This is a genomic window from Stenotrophomonas sp. YJH_SMC_48-3 (assembly GCF_059369375.1).
The window spans coordinates 1-17,364 of sequence record NZ_JCAFSQ010000018.1 but is presented as its reverse complement, the minus strand read 5'-3'; the positions used below and the strand labels follow the sequence as shown (position 1 = coordinate 17,364).

Below are 17,364 nucleotides of genomic sequence, written 5' to 3'. Positions count from 1 at the left end.
TCACTCGAACCGATGTGGCCCATCGGCGAAACCCACGGTGACCGCACCCTTGCCGACATTGACCATGCCGGTCAGGCTCATCACCGATTCGTACACGGTCACGCCATGGCCGGCGCAGACCTCCTTCATCTGTGCATAGCCGGGCAGGCTGCGCAGCTCGTCCAGCTCACCGCCGTAGCTGACGCACACCGTCGGTGTCATCAGCCCGGCACGCACGCGCTGGCCGACCACCGCGAACAGCTTCTGCACGGCATTGTCGAAGCCCTTGATCTTGGCCACCGGCCCGGTCTCGCCGCGGTAGCCGTGCAGCACCGGCTTGATGTCCAGCGCGCTGCCCAGCGCCGCACTGAGCAGGCCGACGCTGCGGTCGCCCTTGTGCCGTGCGCGCGCACGCATGTAGTACAGATCACGGGTGACCATATAGCCGTGCACGTTGCCGGACAGTTCCTCCAGCCGCTCGCGGATCTGCTGCACGCTGGCGTTGCTCTCGCGCAGGCGCACGGCTTCCACCGCCGTAACCGCCTGCGCGGCGAACAGGTTCTGGGTATCGAGCACGCGCAGCGCGAACGGTGAGTTGTAGCCTGCCGCCTGGCGCACCGGCTTGTAGTCGTTGAGGATGGCGAAGCTGGCCTGCAGCGCGTTGTCATGGATCGGGCTGCGGGTCTTGGTGATGGTCATGCAGAACACGTGGTCGTAATCGATCACCAGCTGCTGCAGGAACAGGTCGCGGATCTGGTTGACGCTGAAGGGAATGGTTTCCGCCTCGGCGCCGTGTTCGGCCACGTGCGCGTGCAGGAAGCTCAGCGTGGCCTGCTCATCGCGGTGATCGGCCAGCACGGCTTCGCCGATGCGGACGGTGATCGGCAGCAGCACGATGTTGTGCTCGGCAATGAAGTCCTGCGGCAGGTCGCAGGCCGAGTCGACGACGATTCCGATGCGCATCCACGGCTCCCCTCCAGGGCGGTTGTAGGTTCGGAAACGTGAAATCTATCTCAAATTCTGGCGTGGCGCGCGAGGGAAATGCGCCAGGCCCTGTTCAGCGACTGCGCTGCACGGCCACCGGAAGTTCGGCCAGGCGCTGCCACTCGGGCTGCTGCAGCAGGGCGGGATCAGCCAGCACGGCGGCCATCAACGGATGGGCGTCGTTGCCCCAGAACAGTTCGTCATCGATGGCCAGGGTTGGTACGCCGAACACGCCGGCAGCAATGGCGGACTCGGTGTTCCTCCGCAGCTGCTCCTTGGCCGCGGGGGCCGCGATGGCGCTGGCGACATCCTCGATCCCCAGCCGCGCAGCCGGTTCGCGCAGGGCCTCGGCGCTATCGGCGGCATTGCCGTCGCGCCAGATCCAGTCGAACAGCACGTCCACCGCCTGCACGCTGCCACCGGCGGCCAGGCACAGCCGCAGGGCAGACAACGGGTTGAACGGGTGGCCCGGCGGGAACCGCAGCGGTGTTCCTTCGGCCTGCGCAGTCCACAGCAGCTGACGGTACATGAAGCGGCGCTTGGCCGGAATCTCGGCCGGCCCGAGGTTGCCCAGGTGATGCAGCACGGCACCGAAGGCGATCGGCACGGTCTGGATCTGTGCGAACTGGGGTAGCTGCTTCAGCTTCTGCCAATGCAGGTAGGAATAGGGCGAGACGAAGTCGAAGTACCAGCGCAGGGTGGCCATGCAGGTTTCCTTGAATAACTGGAGGTCAGGGCTGCGCGTTGCGCTGCAGGTAGCGGTCGCGCAGTTCGGTCTGGCGCGAGCGCATCGGCATCGCCCGGCCGCCCAGCCAGACCTGTTCGGCATAGTGCGCCACGTCCAGCGGGTCGCCCTCCCACAGCACCAGGTCGGCACGCTTGCCCGGCTCGATGCTGCCGATCTGGTCGGCCACGCCGAACGCCTGCGCCGGCACCCGGGTCAGGCCGGCCAGGCCGTCGGCCCAGGGCAAACCGTTGGCCACGGCATTGCCGGCCAGCTGGCGCATCTTGCGGGCGTTGTGCGAGGCGTCGCCACGCTGCACGAACGAGACCGCCACGCCGGAACGTTGCAGGCGTGCCGCATTTTCCAGCGTGGCGCCGATCTGGTCGAAGCTGGCCGGCAGGTTGGACAACACATCGACGAACACCGGTACCTGTGCGGCGGCCAGCTCCGGCGCCAGCTGCCAGGCTTCGCTGCCACCGGCGATGGCGATCTTCACCTTTTCGCGGGCGGCCCAGCGCAGCAGCTGGCGAATGTCCGCCGCGCGGTCCACCTCCACCACGATGCGGCCGTGCCCGGCCAGGTAGCGGCTGAGCGTGCGGCGCCCGGCCGGCGTCAGCAGCGCGTGCGGTGAGTCCGCGGCAACCTGGCCACGCGCCTCGTCCACCATCTGCTGCAGCAGCATCCATTGCGCTGCACGCGACTGCCCGGTCAGCTCCACTGCGGCCGACCCCAGGCGCAGGAACAGCGCGCGCGGCCCGAGGGGATCGGCGCTGCCGTCCAGCCGCATCACGCCACCCTGGCCTGCAACGAAGCCGCCGCCGGTGGCCGCCCCCAGGGCGGTGAAGCCGATGCCGTCCAGGCGTGCCACCGGGATCAGCACCGAGGCCGGGTTGTACGCCAGGGTGACATCGAACTCGGGGCGCAACGGTTGTTCGCCGATCTTCAACGTGCTGTCGACCGTGCTCGCTTCACCGGAGACCTCTTCGATGCCGATCTCGGTGATGCCCCCGAACAGCGCCGGTGTCAGCGGGCGGCCATCGGCCTCGACCACGCTGGCCCCGGCCGGGGCGGACAGCCCGCTGCCGACTGCGCGGATGATCCCGCCCTGCACCAGCACATCGGCGTGCTTCAGGCTGCCGCGCGTGCTGGCCGTATGCACGGTCGCGTTGCGCACCAGCAGGTCCTGCGCCTGCGCGGATGCGGAGAGGCAGGCCAGCACCATGACCGTAGCGCCGAGCCATGCCCGGCGACGCTTGTTCAACGCGCCCATCAGTGCACCTCCTGGCCAAGCTGGAAGTCGGAACGTGGCGTGGCCGCAGGTGCGCTGCGGTCGTACAGGCGGCGGCCGTCGATGAAGACCTGCTCGGCCAGCGCGTACGAGCTGAAGGGGTTGCCGTTCCACACCACCACGTCGGCCATCTTGCCCGCCTCCAGAGTGCCGGTCTGGCCTTCGATGCCCAGCGCCTTGGCGGCGTTGGCAGTCATCCAGGTGATGGCGTGCTCGGGGGGGATCTCCGGCATGTGGGCGCGGCGCGCGGCGGCGATCACCTTGGCCGCTTCCTGGTTCAGGCGCTGGATGCCTTCGGGTGAATCGGAATGGACGATGGCGCAGCTGTTCTTCGGCCGGTCGACCAGCGCGATGTTCTCCGGAATACCGTCGAAGGCTTCCATTTTGAAGCCCCACCAATCGGCCCAGAGTGCACCGCAGACGCCGTCGGCGGCCAGCCGGTCGGCCAGCTTGTAGGCCTCCACGCCGTGGTGGAAGGCGGCCACCTTGAAGCCGAATTCCTTGGCCAGGTCGAGCATGGTGGCCATCTCGTCGGCGCGGTAGCAATGGATATGCACGCGGATGTCGCCCTCGATCGCACCGGCCAGCGTGTCCAGCTTGAGATCGCGCTTGCCGCCAGCATCACCGGCGCTGTCGCCCTTGTCGCTGCCGAACCAGCTCCTGCGCTTGGCCGGCTTCGGTTTGTTCTTGGCGATGTAGTCGGCGGCATCGATGAAGGCGGCGCGGTAACCGGCAACGTTGCCCATCCGCGTGGCCGGAGCGACGCCCTTGCCTCCGCCGTACACCCGCTTCGGGTTCTCGCCGCAGGCCATCTTCAGTCCCCACGGTGCGCCGGGAAACTTCATCGCCTGGTAGGTGATGGCGGGGACGTTCTTCAGGGTCACACCACGACCACCGACCAGGTTGGCCGAGCCCGGCAGCACCTGCATGCTGGTCACGCCGCCGGCCAGTGCGGTGGCGAAACCCGGGTCCTGCGGCCACACCGAGTGCTCGGCCCAGACGTTGGCGGTGACCGGCGCGGTCATCTCGTTGCCGTCGCTGTGCGCGCCGACGCCCGGGCTGGGGTACACGCCCAGGTGCGAGTGCACGTCGATCAGGCCGGGTGTGACCCACTTGCCCTGCGCATCGATGCGGGTGACACCGGCATCGGCCTGCAGCTGGCGGCCGACGGCAACGATGCGGCCCTCGCGCAGCAGCACGTCGGCGTTGTCCAAGCGCTGGCCGGTGCCGGTCAGCACGGTGGCGTTCTGGATCAGCACCGGTGCATCGGGGTGTGCCTGGTAGGTGCTGGGGTAGGGATCGGCGACGAAGCGCGAGGCGCCCACCGCCGGTGCCGTGCTCAATGAAACCAGCGCCAGTGCCACCCCGGTGCGCAACAACGTCGATGCCATGCAGTTCCCCTCGCCAGAAACATGAATCCACCGACGCTAGCCGGGGCCGGTGTGGCTTGCCAAGTGACCTTGGACAGGGGCGTGGGGGGTAGGAATTTTCTGATGGAGGATTTGTGAAGGAAATATTAACGTTGGATGAAGCAATGGGCTGATTACGTCTTGCGCTGACCTGTGTCACCAGCTTACGCACCTGCTCCAACGAGGGAGCCGGGCCCGTACCTCTCATGGAATCAAGGACGCAACCGATGACTGCTGCAAAGCTCCGCCGTTCGACCGTTTCGCGCCGTTCCTTCCTCCCCTCGCCGCTGGCGTCGGCCATTGTCGGTTCGTTGCTGGTGGCCACCGCACTGCCGGTACTGGCCCAGGACAGTGACGACGCCCTGGCCCGTTACCAGCTGCAGCGCAGCCTGCAGTCGGCGTTCGCCGCGCAAAGCGGGGTGAGCGCCTCCGCTCCCGCGATGATCGCTCCCTCGGTAGCGATTCCGGTGGCGGCGCTGGCTCCCAGCGCCGGTGCTTCCGCGGAGCCGGTCATGGGCAAGCCCGGCGACGCTGCGAGCTGGCGTACCAGTGAATTCGAACTCGACTGGGGCCTGGCTGCGATCAATGCCGACGTGGCCTATGCGCGCGGGCTGACCGGTGCGGGCATCCGCCTGGGCGTATTCGACAGTGGCACGGGTCTGGACCATCCGGAATTCGCCGGCAAGGACAACCGCAGCATCCGCATCGCCGATCTGATGGCTGACGGCACGCGCTGCACCAACACCACCGCAGTGCGTGGGCCGGCGGCCTGCTTCGCCAGTGATGGCGATGACGTCCAGATCAGCTATGTCGGGTACAACGCCAACGTGCCCGACAACATCCGCAGGATCATCGAGTCGGGCCCCTATGTGCAGCCGGGGATGCAGTTCGAGATCCATGGCACACACGTTGCTGGCACCATCGCGGCGAACCGGGACGGAAGCGGCATGCACGGTGTGTCCTTCGGTTCGGACCTGACCGTTGGCCGGCTGTTCTCCGACAGCATCCGCGAGTGGCAGCGCACGGCGACTGGCTACTCGGTCGTGACACTGGGCGCGATCGGCCCGAAAGTCAGCGCCTTCCAGGACCTGTATGCCCAGATGAACGCGCAGGGCGTGCGTGCCATCAACCATAGCTGGGGCCTGGTCACGGAACCGACAACAGCGACGGACATGGACGCGATCTACAACGACCCGGACGACCGCCAGTACCTGAACACCTTTGCCGACGGATCGCGTGCGCGCGGGATGATCCAGGTGTGGGCGGCCGGCAATACCAGTTCGGTCATTCCGACGCCTGCGCAGAGTCCCATCGCCGGCCTCTACGCCACGCTGCCGCGCGCATTCGCCGACATCGAGCCGTACTGGTTGAGCGTGGTCAACGTCGGTACCAATCTGACCCTGAGCAATCGTTCCAACAAGTGCGGCCTGAGTGCCAACTGGTGCCTTGCCGCACCGGGTTCGGACATCGTATCGACCGCCTATGGTGATGATTCCAGCCTGGCCGGCAGCGTCGGCATCGACGCCAACGGCAACGTCAGCCTGGACATCCAGCAGCGCGTGCCTACCTATGGCTATGCGCTGCTGAGTGGAACCTCCATGGCCGCGCCCCACGTCACCGGCGCGCTGGGCCTGCTGTTTGAACGCTTCCCCTATCTGGACAGCGCTCAGGTGCGCGATGTGCTGCTGACCACGACCACCGATCTGGGCGCGCCCGGCATCGACGACATCTACGGTTGGGGCCTGGTGAACCTGGCCAAGGCCATCGAAGGTTACGGTTCGCTGCGCGTGGACACCGACGTGGTGATGAACCAGCGTGCCGGTGGCCTGAAAGTGTGGGAAGGCGATGCCTGGGACAACTGGACCAACGACATCGGCGGCCCCGGCAAGCTGACCAAGAGCGGCATCGGCTGGCTGCGCTTGAGCGGCGACAACAGCTTCAACGGTGCGCTGGTGCGCGAGGGCGTGCTCGAACTGGATGGCGTCAATACGCTCACCGGAGCGGTGGACGTGGCCGGCGGCAGCTTCCTGCTCAATGGCACGTTGAAGAACACTGCGCTGAACAGCCAGGGGGGCGCCAGCCACATCAACGCACGCGGTGTGCTGGATGGCTCCGACCTGAACGTCAACGGTGGCGTGGTCATCTTCGACGGCGTGCAGCGCGGCGCCCACACCTCGGTGGCCGCGCAGGGGACGTTCGAATTGAACGGAAGGCTGGAAAACAGCGCGTTGACCAGCCTGGGCAACAGCCGTGTGAATGCAGGCGGGTTACTCGCAGGCTCCGACCTGACCGTCAACGGTGGCGTGCTGTCGTTCAACGGCACGCAGAGCGGTGGTCACACCCTCGTTGGCCGCAACGGCACACTGAAGGGCATCGGCCAGCTGGGCGATACCACCGTGGCCGGTATCGTTGCACCGGGCAACTCGATCGGCACGCTGACCATCAACGGCGACTACGTGCAGACCGCCACCGGTGTGTACCAGGCCGAGCTGGCCCCGGGCGGGCACAGTGACCAGTTGCGCGTCACCGGTACCGCCACCCTGGGCGGCACCCTGATCGCCCTGCCGGAAGCGGGCACCTATTACCTGGGTGAGCAGTTCAACTTCATCCGTGCCGAGGGCGGAATCCGCGGCCAGTTCGCCACCACCGACTTCAGTGCGTTCTCGCCGTTCCTGAAATTCGGGCTGTCCTATGGCACCGGTGGCGCGCGCATTGAAGTCACCCGTGGCAATCCGCTCGCCAGTGCCGCCAGTACCGACAACCAGCGCGCGGTGGCCACTGTGGCCGACCGGCTGGCGGTCAACCAGGGCCTGCCGCGCCCACTGACCCTGCTGTTCCCTCAACAGGTAGGCGCTGCACTGGACGGCCTCAGCGGCGAGCTGCATGCGGCCACCGCGATGGCCCTGGTCGAGGGCAGCCGCTACGTGCGTGATGCCGCACTGTCGCGCCGCGTCGGTGTGCGCGCGCCGGGAGCAGACAGCGACGCCGCCACGGGGGTCTGGGTACAGGCCCTCGGTGGCAGCACCACGCTGGACGGCAATGGCAACACCGCACGCACCGAAGCCAACAGCAGCGGCCTGCTGGTAGGCGTGGACCGCGAGATCAACGGCTGGCAGGTGGGCATGCTGGCCGGTACCGGCCGTACCGATGCCAAGCAGCAGGAAGGACGCCGTGCGCGTGCCAAGGTCGACAATACGCACCTGGGGGCCTATGCCAGTCACGATTGGGGCGCCTTCGGCCTGCGGGGTGGCCTGGCCTGGAGCGAGCATGAGGTGAAGAGCACCCGCGAGCTGGCCTTCTCCGGTTACAGCGATACGCTGGCGGCACGCTATGACGGCCGCACCCGCCAGGCGTTCGTCGAGGCGAGCTACCGCTTCGGCGGCCGCGAGGCGGGGTTGGAACCTTACCTGCAGCTCGCACGTGTGGAAGTGGACATGAAGCGCGTCAACGAACGCGGCGGTGCGGCTGCACTGCAGGGTGAGGTGGACGATCTGCGTACCACCGTGGCCACGGCCGGCCTGCGTTTTGACAAGGGCCTGAAGGCTTCGTTCCAGCAGGACAGCTGGCTGCACCTGCGCGGTGGCGTCGGGTACCGCCATGCCAGCGGTGACCGCGACCCGGCGGCCCGCTTCGCCTTTGCCACCGGCAGCGACAGCTTCGTGGTCAGCGGTGCCCCGTTGGCTGACAGGACGGTGGTGGCCGAACTGGGGCTGTCGGCATGGTTGACCACACGCCAGCAGCTGGAGCTGGGCTATAGCGGCCAGTTTGGCGACGAAAGCCGTGACCACAGTGCCAACCTGCGCTGGTCGGTGCGCTTCTAAGCCACCGGTTCCCGCAGGGAAACCAGGAGGGCGGCCGCAGGGCCGCCCTTCTTCGTTGCCGGCCCAGGTGTGGGTTGGCCCGTGCACGCCTACAATGGCGGCCCCCACGCCGTACCGGACCGCCCATGAAGAGCAAGCAGGAAATCGTCGACAACTGGCTGCCGCGCTACACCGGCGTGCCGCTGGACCAGTTCGGCCAGCACATCCTGCTGACCAACTTCGGCGGCTACCTGCACACCTTTTCCGAGCTGACCGGTGCGCCCGTCATCGGCCTGGACCGGCCGATGGCCAGCGCCACCATCGATGGCATCACCATGATCAACTTCGGCATGGGTAGCCCCAATGCCGCGATCATCATGGACCTGCTGTCGGCAGTGATGCCCAAGGCGGTACTGTTCCTGGGCAAGTGCGGTGGCCTCAAGCGCAAGAACCAGCTGGGTGACCTGGTGCTGCCGATCGCAGCGATCCGTGGCGAGGGTACCTCGGGCGATTACCTGCCGCCGGAAGTCCCGGCGTTGCCGGCGTTCGCGCTGCAGCGTGCAGTCTCGACCATGATCCGCGACCTCGGCCACGACTACTGGACCGGCACCGTCTACACCACCAACCGCCGGGTCTGGGAGCACGACGAGGCCTTCAAGGAGCGGCTGCGGGCGATGCGCTGCATGGCCATCGACATGGAAACCGCCACGGTGTTCGCGGCCGGTTTCGCCAACCACATTCCCAGTGGCGCGCTGCTGCTGGTGTCGGACCAGCCGATGATCCCCGACGGGGTCAAGACCGAGGCTTCCGATGCCAAGGTCAGCTCCCAGTTCGTGGAAAATCATATCCAGATCGGTATCGAGGCGCTTAAGCTTATCCGGCGCAACGGCAAGTCGGTCCGCCACCTGCGCTTCGATGAATGATGATGATGGCCTGGCGCGGCGCGCCGGCCCTGGGGAGTAGGTGATGGACGTTGCCGCGCAAGTGGTGGATTTCTGGAAAGAAGCGGGCCCTGCGAAGTGGTTCGCCCGCGACGATGCGTTCGACGCGCAGTTCCGCCAGTTGTTCCTGGATGAGCATTTCGCCGCCGCTTCGCGTGGGCGTGAACACTGGCTGGGCAGTGCCGAGGGCGCACTGGCGCTGATGCTGCTGCTGGACCAGTTCCCGCGCAACTGCTTCCGCGGTACTGCCCATTCCTATGCCACCGATGGCCTGGCCCGGCACTACGCCATGCGCGCCATCGAGGAAGGCCTGGACCTGCAGCTGGTGCCGAAGCTGCGCGCCTTCATCTACCTGCCGTTCGAGCACTCCGAGGACCCGTTGGACCAGGACCGTTCGGTGGCGATGTTCGATGTGCTGGGCGACAAGGAATACCTGCAGTACGCCGAGCTGCACCGCGACATCATCCGTCGCTTCGGGCGCTTTCCGCACCGCAATGCCGTGCTGGGCCGCATCCCCACCCCGGAAGAACTGGATTACCTGGCCGAAGGCGGTTTCGCCGGCTGAAAAAAGGGGACGGAGGGGATTAAGTCGTTTGTGGCATAAACGACTTAATCCCCTCCGTCCCCTTTTTTTGGGGGCCAGATCCGCTTTCCTCAGGAAAGGGCGCTGACCCCGCGCCGTCAATCAGTACTTCGGCACGCCGTTGTCGACGTCTTCCGACCAGGCATTGATGCCGCCGGTGACGTTGAACACCTTGGTGAAGCCCAGCGCACGGAACTGTTCGGCGGCCTGCGCGCTGCGGCCACCGTGGTGGCACATGAAGGCCAGTGCGGTGTCCTTGGGCAGGGCTTCCAGCTCGGCACGGCCGTTGCCGTCGAAGGTCTTGAACGGCACGCCCACCGCAGCGATCTCGCGCTCGTCGGCCGGGCGCACGTCCACCAGGGTGATGTTGCCGGCACGCACCAGGTCGTCGGCATCGCGCACGCTGATTTCCTGCACCGGCTTGGGCGCATTCGGGTTGTCGATGGCCAGGCCCTTGCCGCGGATGTCGTCCACCCAGTCGATGGTGATGCCGTTGGCGCGACGCGCGCTGGCCAGGTCGAACTGCACGCGCAGGCCGTTGGACTCGGCGGCGATGGCGCTTTCGTCGTGGGGGGCCAGCTGGAAGTTGGGCTGGAAGCGGGCGTCGATGGTCAGCTGCAGGGCAGCGCCCGGGGCATCGGCCAGCGCGCCCTTGAGCATTTCCACGGCCGCCGGCGTGACGGTGATGCTCGGCGGGGTACGGTCCGGTGCCGGCAGCCCCAGCACGCTGCTCAGCTCGCCGCTGGCGGCCATCTGCAGCACGATGTCGCTGCCGCCGACCAGTTCGCCGTCGATGTACAGCTGCGGAATGGTCGGCCAGTCGCCATAGGCCTTGATGCCTTCACGGATTTCCTGGTCGGCCAGCACGTTGACGTGGGCGAACTCGACGCCCAGGTCCTGCAGGGCGCCGACGGCCTTGGCCGAGAAACCACACTGCGGCATCGACGGCTGGCCCTTCATGAACAGCACGACGCGGTTGGCGTTGAGGATGGATTCGATGCGCGAACGCAGGGCGGGATCGAGGGACATGGACGTCGGGGTTCCGGGAATTCGAATCATCAATTCTACCCCTCATGGCATCATGGGGGATGAGCAACGCAGGAACATTGCATCGCATCCCGACCCGGCCCTGGCGCTGGCTGCCCTGGCTGGTGGCGTCGCAGCTGGCCGTGATCCTGGTCTGGTCGCTGGCGGGCTGGCGGTGGGGCCTGCCGCTGATGGTGACCAGCCACGCGCTCTTTCTGGTGCCGGTGTTCCTGCCCAACTGCCACTTCTACGCACCGGTGCTGAGCCGGGTACCGGAGGCCGGCAACAGCGTCTGGTTGACCATCGATGACGGTCCCGGCCCGGAGACCCGGGCCGTGCTCGATCTGCTGGATCGCCACCAGGCACGTGCCACGTTCTTCCTGGTCGGCGAGCGGGCGCTGGCGCAGCCGGAGCTGGTGCAGGAGATCCTGCGCCGGGGCCACGACCTGGGCAACCACAGCCACAGTCATCCACAGGCGCGCTTCTGGCGGCTGGGCCCGGCAGCGATGCGTGCCGAGATCGAGGGCTGCCAGCATGCGCTGCAGGCGGTGGGCGGTCGCCCGGTGCGCTGGTACCGCTCGGTGGTGGGCATGACCAATCCGTTCGTGGCGCCGGTGTTGAAGGCGCTGGGACTGGTGCGCGTGGGCTGGAGCGCCCGTGGCTACGACGGTGTCGGCTGCACGCCGGAGGGCGTGCTGTCGCGGCTGCTGCCGGACCTGCGCCCGGGCGCCATCGTGCTGCTGCATGAGGGGGCCGCCCACGGCCACAACCTGGCGATCATCGAACGCGTGCTGCAGGCGCTGGACGAGCGGGGGCTGAAGGCGCGGCTGCCTACCGGCTGATACGTATGCGGTAGCGCCGGGCCATGCCCGGCGGATGCCATAGGTGCCGCTGCGCTCGCCGGGCATGGCCCGGCGCTACAGGTTCCGGCGTGCCACCAGCAACCAGCTGTTGAACGGCGTGCGCCCATGCAGGGGACGCGGGGGGGTCACCTGTAATCCGGCTTCGACCAGCGTTGCCTGCAGCGCCTGCGGATCCGGGTAATGACGGGGGCGGGTGCCCATCCAGCCGATCAGCCAGGCCAGCCGGTCCGCCACCCGGGTAGTGCGGTCGCGGCCATCGCCGGTAGCGAGCGGCGTGCGCAGCAGCAGACGGCCACCGCGGGCTACCCGTGCACTGGCCTCACGCAGCAGTGCCTGCTGTGGGCCCGCGTCCAGGTACTGCAGCACATCCAGCAGCAGCACATGCCCGGCCTGCGCCGGCAGCGGCGCCTGCACGTCCAGGCAGTCGAAGCGCACAGCGGGCAGGCCGGTGGCGGCACGCTGGGCGCGGGCGATCTTGCCGGCATCCACGTCCACGCCCAGGTAGGGCTGGGAGCCACCGCGCTGGCGCAGCACGTGGGCGAACAGGCCCAGCCCGCAGCCGAGGTCCAGCACGGGTTGCCCGTCGCCAGGCAGGTGCTGCAGCACGCCGTCATACAGCGGGTCGCTGCCCAGCTTGCTGCGGGTGTAGTAGTAGTCGCGGCGGCTGGCCCAGGCGTGCGCGGGGCGGAATGCCTCGGCGATCGCACGGGCCTGCGGTGCGGCCAGGGGAGTGCAGGGCAGGGGCGGGCCGTTCCGTGGCGTGCCGTCCATCGCCTCAGTCCGTTCCGCCGAGCAGGTGGGCGGCGACCGGCAGCGCGCGCGCGCTCCACAGCGCGTACATCCGTGCTGAAGGGTGCAGGCCGTCGTCGGCGATCATCGCCGGGTTGTCGCCCTGGTCACGGCTGATATCGGTGATGTCGACGAAGGCCACGCCCTGCTGGGTGCTGATCACTTCGGCAGCGGCATTGAACTCGTCGGTCTCGATCTCGATCGCGGCCAGGTCACGGCCGCTGCCGATACCAAACGGGGTTGCACCCCAGTCGGGGAAGGACAGCACCAGCACGCGCCCGGCATCACCGCCGGCGAAGCCGATCGCCCGCTCCAACAAGGCCCGGAACTGGCTGCGGTACTCGTCCAGAGGACGCCCGCGGTACTGGTTGTTGACGCCGATCAGCAGGCTGACGAAATCGAACGGCCCCTGCGGCGCGGCCGCATCGATGCCGGCATCGAGTTCGTCGGTGGTCCAGCCGGTGGTTGCAATGGTCTGCGGATCGGACAGCTCAATGCCCTGCGCACGCAGGGCGGCGGCAAGCTGGTGCGGCCAGCGGCCTTCGACGGCAACCGCTTCTCCGATGGTGTACGAGTCGCCCAGCGCCAGGTAGGACAACGCCACGGCTCAGGCCACCGAACGGCGCGGCTTCAGCGGCACGACCTTGGTGGCGTCCTCGGCACGGCGGGCCAGCACGCGGTCGATGCGTGCGAACACATCGCGCATGACCGAGGCTTCCGGCAGCAGGGTCACGCGGAAGTGATGGCGGTAAGGCACGTTGAAGCTGGAGCCGGGTACGACCAGCACGCCTTCGTTGTTCATCAGGTCCAGGGCGAAGGTGTGGTCGTCGAAGCCCTTGGCGGCGGCACCGACCACGGCCGGGAACGCGTACAGCGCGCCGGCCGGGGCAACCAGCGAAAGGTGTTCGCTGGCCTCGCAGGCCTCGATCACCGCGCGCCGGGTTTCATACAGACGGCCGCCGGGGGCGCACAGCTCGGAAATGGTGTCCGGGCCGTTCACTGCCGCGTCGATGGCGTACTGGCCCGGCACGTTGGCACACAGGCGCAGCGCGCTCAGCAGGTCCAGCGCGGCGCGGAAATCGCCCAGGCGTGCGTCATCGCCACTGAGGTGCGCCCAGCCCACGCGCCAGCCGCAGGCGCGGTGCACCTTGCTCAGGCCGCTGAAGGTCAGGCACGGATGGTCGCCGGCCAGCGGCGCGACCGGCTGGAACACCGCGTCGTCGTACAGGATCTGGTCGTAGATCTCGTCGACCAGCAGCAACAGGTTGTGGCGGCGCGCGATCTCGACCACGCGCTCCAGCAGTTCGCGCGGGTAGCTGGCGCCGCTGGGGTTGTTCGGGTTGATCAGCACGATGGCGCGGGTGCGCGTGGACACCAGCGTCTCGATCTCGGTCGGGTCGGGCTGGAAGCCGTTTTCCGGCGCGCAGCGGTAGTACACCGGGCGGCCGTCGTTGAGGATGGCCGCGGCCGACCACAGCGGGTAGTCCGGCGAGGGCACCAGCACTTCATCGCCCGGGTTCAACAGCGCCCGCAGCGACAGATCGATCAGTTCGCTCACGCCGTTGCCGACGAACACCCGGTCCGGATGCGCATCGGGCGCACCGCGGCGCGCATACGCGGCGGCAATGGCTTCGCGTGCGACCGGCAGGCCCTGCTGGTGGGTGTAAGGGTCGGTACGGCCCATGTCATCGGCAATCGCGCGCTGCAGGTGCTCGGGCGCACGGAAACCGAAGTTGCCCGGGTTGCCGATGTTGAGCTTGATCAGCTTGCGGCCCTGCGCCTCCAGTTCCCGGGCTCGCCGCGCCAGTTCTCCGCGGATTTCGTAGCGCACTTCGGAAAGGCGCTCGCGGATGGCCAGGGGCTTGGGCGAAGGGGTGGACATGGGGAATGGGCCGTCAAAAGGCATGGGGCTTCCATCCTACCGGAATTGCTGCAATGCATGGCAAGGGCTCCGGGCCCGCCATTGCTGGGCTGGCAGGGCGTCGGCACAGGTAGAATGGCCGCGATGACCCAGACCCCCGATTTCATCGCCCTGCAGACCATTGGCTGGCCCTGGCCGGGCCCGGCGCAGCAGGCCGACTGGCAGGCCGCGATGGCCACGCATCCGCAGGCCCGCCCGGCGCGGGTGATCGAGCAGCACCGCACCCACTACGTGGTGGCCGATGGCCCGGATGCGTCGATCAAGGCCGAGTCGCTGCCGGAATGGCAGCGCCCGCGCTTCCCCAGCCATGAACGGCCGGCGGTGGGCGACTGGGTGCTGCTCGATGGCATCCGCATCGTCGCCCTGCTGCCACGGCGCACCGCGATCAAGCGTGGTGCCGCGGGTGAGCACTACCACCAGCAGGTGATCGCGGCCAACATCGATACGGTATTCATCGTCTGTGGCCTGGACGCTGACTTCAATCCGCGCCGCATCGAGCGCTACCTGCTGCTGGTCGGCGGTGGCGGTGCCGAACCGGTGGTGGTGCTGACCAAGGCCGACCAGACCGAATACAGCGAGGACGCGCTGGCGGTGCTGGAAGAACTGGAGATGCAGGGCATTGCCTTGCATGCGATCAACGGCCTGGACGCCGACAGCGTGGCGGTGCTGCAACCGTGGCTGGGCCCCGGCCGCACGGTGGTGCTGGTCGGCTCCTCCGGTGCCGGCAAGTCCACGTTGACCAACACGTTGCTCGGCGAGCAGCGGATGAGGACCAACGCGGTGCGTGCCAACGATTCGCGCGGGCGCCACACCACCACGCACCGCGCGCTGATGCCGCTACCGACCGGTGCCTGCCTGATCGACACCCCCGGCATGCGCGAGCTGAAGCCGACCGGTGAAGAGACGCTGTCCGAAGGCGGCTTCGCCGATATCGAAGCGCTGGCCGCACAGTGCCGCTTCAACGACTGCAAGCACCAGCAGGAACCGGGCTGTGCTGTTCGCGCAGCGATCGACGCGGGCGAGATCGAAGAGAGCCGGCTGCTGAACTACTTCAAGCTGAAGGAAGAAGTGGCCGTGGCCGCAGCGAAGCTGGCCGTACGCCAGGCCGAGACCGCGCAGGAACGCGGCGGCAGGAAGGGCAAGGGCCAGCAGTTCCGCCCGGCGGGCAAGCCGCGTAGGCGGTAACAAGGCAGCCGAGCATGGGCTCGGCTCTACACTTGGTTCGCGGTGGAATCATTCCCTGTAGCGCCCGGGCCGATGCTCGGGCGGCGGCGCACGGCGCCGGACACGGCAGGGCGTTATAGTCCGCGCATGGAACCGACTGCGACGCTGGACCGTGACGTGGCCCACCATGCAGCGCTCGATGCGCGCCTGGTCGAGGCCGTGGGGGGCATCCGCCTGCTGGGGCTGACCAGCTGGCCAGCCACGCTGCAGGCACCGTTCCTGGACAGCGTGGCACGTGGGCAACCAGTGCTGCCGAAGGTGGACTACCCGAGGCTGGATTTCAGCGAGGAGCGCCGCGCGCTGGCCGCGATCGCCGCCGACTGCGATGACACTCATCCGCTGGGCCACTACGTGCGGCAGTCGGCACAGAGCTGGGACCTGGCCGCGCAGCTGCTGGAAGGGTTGGGCACGGCGGCGGTCGATACCTGTTCGGTGCAGTTGTTCGGCGCGCCCGAGCAGCCGCTGCCGGGCAATGGTCCGAGCACGCGCGACGCAGCGCGCCACTTCATCCAGATCGCTACCGAACTCGATCACGAACTGCTGGCGCCGGAAGAGCAGGTACCGGTCTCGGCCATTGCCCTGCAGCTGCAGCTGCAGAACGATCTGGATGCGTTCTTCGAATCGCGCATCATCCAGGTTCAGCTGGATCCGGAGCTGGTGTCCAAGGCCGCTGCCGGACCGACCCGCATCCGCCTGCGTACCAGCGCGCGCTTCAGCGCTTACGACCGCGCGCAGCTGTTCCACCATGAAGCGCTGGTGCATTCGCTCACCGCATTGAACGGTCGCGGCCAGCCGGTATTGCCCAGCCTGGCACTGTCCTCGCCACGGGTGACGGCGACCCAGGAAGGGTTGGCCACGTTCGCCGAGCAGATCACCGGCAGCATCGACATCGAGCGCCTGAAGCGGATCAGCCTGCGCACCGAAGCGATCGCGATGGCACGCGAAGGCGCCGACTTCATCGAAGTGTTCCGCTATTTCTGCGATGCCGGGCAGAACCCGGAGGAGAGTTTCGCCTCGGCACAGCGCGTGTTCCGTGGCGTGCCGCCCAATGGTGGCCTGGCGTTCACCAAGGACACGGTGTACCTGCGCGGGCTGGTGTCGGTGCATACCTTCTTCCGGCACATGCTGGCCGAGGACCGCCTGCAGGTCTGCCGCTGGTTGTTTGCCGGCAAGATGAGCCTGACCGATGCGATTGCGTTCGCGCCACTGTTCGAAGCGGGTGTGCTGAAGCCGCCGCGCTGGCTGCCGCACTGGGTGAGCCGGGCGAACGGGCTGGCCGGGATGCTGGCGTTCTCGCTGTTCGCCAACCGGATACGGATGGACCAGCTGGCGCCGGAATGAAATGCGTTGGCGGGATGATGCGCTGGCGCCTCGATGGATATCGCTGGGCGGCGGTGGGGCACCCTCGCCAGGACACGCCGTAAACCCATCCATGGGGGCTCGATCGGCGCATCCATGCGCCTCACGGTCCTGGCCAGGGTGCGCCACCGCCGCCAGACAGTTTCCCGCGCGGGCGGCAGCACATCACCGCGCCGAAGGGATTGCGCTTGAAAAGCAAAGAGCCGGGCAATGCCCGGCTCTTTGCTTTTGCTCTTCTTTGCCTTCCGCACCGTGGCGCGGGAAACCGTCGAGCAGGGTCGGATGGGCCGGCGCAGGACCGTTGACGCCATGGATGGCGCCATCGAGCCCCCATGGTGAAGTGACCCCCGGGAGTTGGACGCCAGATCCAACCCCGAGGAATACATGCACAGATACGACGCTCGTTTCAAACTGCAGGTCGCCAAAGAGGCCTGCAAGACCTCCACATCAGTCAAAGCCGTTGCTCGTCGCCAC

The 17,364-nt window shown here is 67.7% G+C and carries 15 protein-coding genes; 7 read left to right on the top strand and 8 right to left on the bottom strand.

The features are described from left to right. The 4 genes from AC5P65_RS19970 to AC5P65_RS19955 form a co-directional block, all read right to left on the bottom strand. Positions 1-942: a DegV family protein gene (locus AC5P65_RS19970; protein WP_111098050.1), complete on the bottom strand. Its 942-nt coding sequence runs from the start codon at positions 940-942 to the stop codon at positions 1-3. A gap of 94 nt (positions 943-1,036) precedes the next feature. Next, positions 1,037-1,669 carry a 2-hydroxychromene-2-carboxylate isomerase gene (locus tag AC5P65_RS19965; RefSeq protein ID WP_111098051.1) on the bottom strand — a complete coding sequence of 211 codons (633 nt, stop codon included), beginning with the start codon at positions 1,667-1,669 and terminating at the stop codon, positions 1,037-1,039. 25 nt (positions 1,670-1,694) lie between these two features. After that, on the bottom strand, positions 1,695-2,957 hold the full coding sequence (locus tag AC5P65_RS19960; protein WP_021203928.1) for an amidohydrolase family protein: 1,263 nt from the start codon (positions 2,955-2,957) through the stop codon (positions 1,695-1,697). Next, the gene (locus tag AC5P65_RS19955; RefSeq protein WP_111098052.1) at positions 2,957-4,366 is read right to left on the bottom strand and encodes an amidohydrolase; all 1,410 of its coding nucleotides are present in this window, start codon (positions 4,364-4,366) and stop codon (positions 2,957-2,959) included. Before AC5P65_RS19955 ends, AC5P65_RS19960 begins: the two co-directional genes overlap by 1 nt. A gap of 245 nt (positions 4,367-4,611) precedes the next feature. Here AC5P65_RS19955 and AC5P65_RS19950 point away from each other — a divergent pair, with 245 nt between their 5' ends. The 3 genes from AC5P65_RS19950 to AC5P65_RS19940 all read left to right on the top strand — a co-directional run bounded on the left by AC5P65_RS19950 (position 4,612) and on the right by AC5P65_RS19940 (position 9,690). Further along, positions 4,612-8,205: an autotransporter domain-containing protein gene (locus AC5P65_RS19950; RefSeq protein WP_111098053.1), complete on the top strand. Its 3,594-nt coding sequence runs from the start codon at positions 4,612-4,614 to the stop codon at positions 8,203-8,205. A gap of 125 nt (positions 8,206-8,330) precedes the next feature. Continuing rightward, complete coding sequence (locus tag AC5P65_RS19945) at positions 8,331-9,107, top strand: AMP nucleosidase (RefSeq protein WP_005414446.1); 777 nt, start codon at positions 8,331-8,333, stop codon at positions 9,105-9,107. A 43-nt stretch (positions 9,108-9,150) separates the two neighbouring features. Further along, positions 9,151-9,690, top strand: a complete 540-nt coding sequence (locus tag AC5P65_RS19940; RefSeq protein WP_019662077.1) for a DUF924 family protein — start codon at positions 9,151-9,153, stop codon at positions 9,688-9,690. A gap of 120 nt (positions 9,691-9,810) precedes the next feature. Here AC5P65_RS19940 and grxD read toward each other — a convergent pair whose 3' ends face one another. Beyond that, on the bottom strand, positions 9,811-10,737 hold the full coding sequence (gene grxD, locus AC5P65_RS19935; RefSeq protein ID WP_026347276.1) for a Grx4 family monothiol glutaredoxin: 927 nt from the start codon (positions 10,735-10,737) through the stop codon (positions 9,811-9,813). 59 nt (positions 10,738-10,796) lie between these two features. Between grxD and AC5P65_RS19930 the strand changes: the two genes are divergently transcribed. Further along, positions 10,797-11,576 (top strand): polysaccharide deacetylase family protein, encoded by a 780-nt coding sequence (locus tag AC5P65_RS19930; RefSeq protein WP_111098054.1) that lies wholly within the window; start codon positions 10,797-10,799, stop codon positions 11,574-11,576. Positions 11,577-11,651: 75 nt separating this feature from the next. Here the strand turns inward: AC5P65_RS19930 and AC5P65_RS19925 are convergent, their stop codons facing one another. Genes AC5P65_RS19925 through AC5P65_RS19915 form a run of 3 tightly spaced genes read right to left on the bottom strand, consistent with a single transcriptional unit; the run spans position 11,652 to position 14,268 of the window. Further along, a complete protein-coding gene (locus tag AC5P65_RS19925; protein ID WP_111098055.1) occupies positions 11,652-12,368 on the bottom strand; it encodes a class I SAM-dependent methyltransferase in 717 nt (238 codons plus the stop codon). Between the two features lie 4 nt (positions 12,369-12,372). After that, positions 12,373-12,990 carry an SGNH/GDSL hydrolase family protein gene (locus AC5P65_RS19920; protein ID WP_019662073.1) on the bottom strand — a complete coding sequence of 206 codons (618 nt, stop codon included), beginning with the start codon at positions 12,988-12,990 and terminating at the stop codon, positions 12,373-12,375. Positions 12,991-12,993: 3 nt separating this feature from the next. Next, positions 12,994-14,268: a pyridoxal phosphate-dependent aminotransferase gene (locus AC5P65_RS19915; RefSeq protein ID WP_111098056.1), complete on the bottom strand. Its 1,275-nt coding sequence runs from the start codon at positions 14,266-14,268 to the stop codon at positions 12,994-12,996. A gap of 114 nt (positions 14,269-14,382) precedes the next feature. Between AC5P65_RS19915 and rsgA the strand changes: the two genes are divergently transcribed. From rsgA to AC5P65_RS19900, 3 genes are all read left to right on the top strand, one after another. Beyond that, a complete protein-coding gene (rsgA, locus tag AC5P65_RS19910; protein WP_021203922.1) occupies positions 14,383-15,492 on the top strand; it encodes a ribosome small subunit-dependent GTPase A in 1,110 nt (369 codons plus the stop codon). A 126-nt stretch (positions 15,493-15,618) separates the two neighbouring features. Then, complete coding sequence (locus AC5P65_RS19905; RefSeq protein ID WP_111098057.1) at positions 15,619-16,872, top strand: flavohemoglobin expression-modulating QEGLA motif protein; 1,254 nt, start codon at positions 15,619-15,621, stop codon at positions 16,870-16,872. A 402-nt stretch (positions 16,873-17,274) separates the two neighbouring features. Further along, a partial coding sequence (locus AC5P65_RS19900) for a transposase (RefSeq protein WP_288037469.1) occupies positions 17,275-17,364 on the top strand: 90 nt, incomplete at its 3' end.

What these genes read in the sequence shown, in the direction of transcription:
- rsgA (WP_021203922.1), top strand. Translation starts at nt 14,383, where the DNA reads ATGGCCGCGATGACCCAGACCCCCGATTTCATCGCCCTGCAGACCATT.
- AC5P65_RS19965 (WP_111098051.1), bottom strand. Translation starts at nt 1,669, where the DNA reads ATGGCCACCCTGCGCTGGTACTTCGACTTCGTCTCGCCCTATTCCTAC.
- AC5P65_RS19950 (WP_111098053.1), top strand. Translation starts at nt 4,612, where the DNA reads ATGACTGCTGCAAAGCTCCGCCGTTCGACCGTTTCGCGCCGTTCCTTC.
- AC5P65_RS19970 (WP_111098050.1), bottom strand. Translation starts at nt 942, where the DNA reads ATGCGCATCGGAATCGTCGTCGACTCGGCCTGCGACCTGCCGCAGGAC.
- grxD (WP_026347276.1), bottom strand. Translation starts at nt 10,737, where the DNA reads ATGTCCCTCGATCCCGCCCTGCGTTCGCGCATCGAATCCATCCTCAAC.
- AC5P65_RS19905 (WP_111098057.1), top strand. Translation starts at nt 15,619, where the DNA reads ATGGAACCGACTGCGACGCTGGACCGTGACGTGGCCCACCATGCAGCG.
- AC5P65_RS19955 (WP_111098052.1), bottom strand. Translation starts at nt 4,366, where the DNA reads ATGGCATCGACGTTGTTGCGCACCGGGGTGGCACTGGCGCTGGTTTCA.
- AC5P65_RS19960 (WP_021203928.1), bottom strand. Translation starts at nt 2,957, where the DNA reads ATGGGCGCGTTGAACAAGCGTCGCCGGGCATGGCTCGGCGCTACGGTC.
- AC5P65_RS19915 (WP_111098056.1), bottom strand. Translation starts at nt 14,268, where the DNA reads ATGTCCACCCCTTCGCCCAAGCCCCTGGCCATCCGCGAGCGCCTTTCC.
- AC5P65_RS19925 (WP_111098055.1), bottom strand. Translation starts at nt 12,368, where the DNA reads ATGGACGGCACGCCACGGAACGGCCCGCCCCTGCCCTGCACTCCCCTG.
- AC5P65_RS19945 (WP_005414446.1), top strand. Translation starts at nt 8,331, where the DNA reads ATGAAGAGCAAGCAGGAAATCGTCGACAACTGGCTGCCGCGCTACACC.
- AC5P65_RS19930 (WP_111098054.1), top strand. Translation starts at nt 10,797, where the DNA reads ATGAGCAACGCAGGAACATTGCATCGCATCCCGACCCGGCCCTGGCGC.
- AC5P65_RS19940 (WP_019662077.1), top strand. Translation starts at nt 9,151, where the DNA reads ATGGACGTTGCCGCGCAAGTGGTGGATTTCTGGAAAGAAGCGGGCCCT.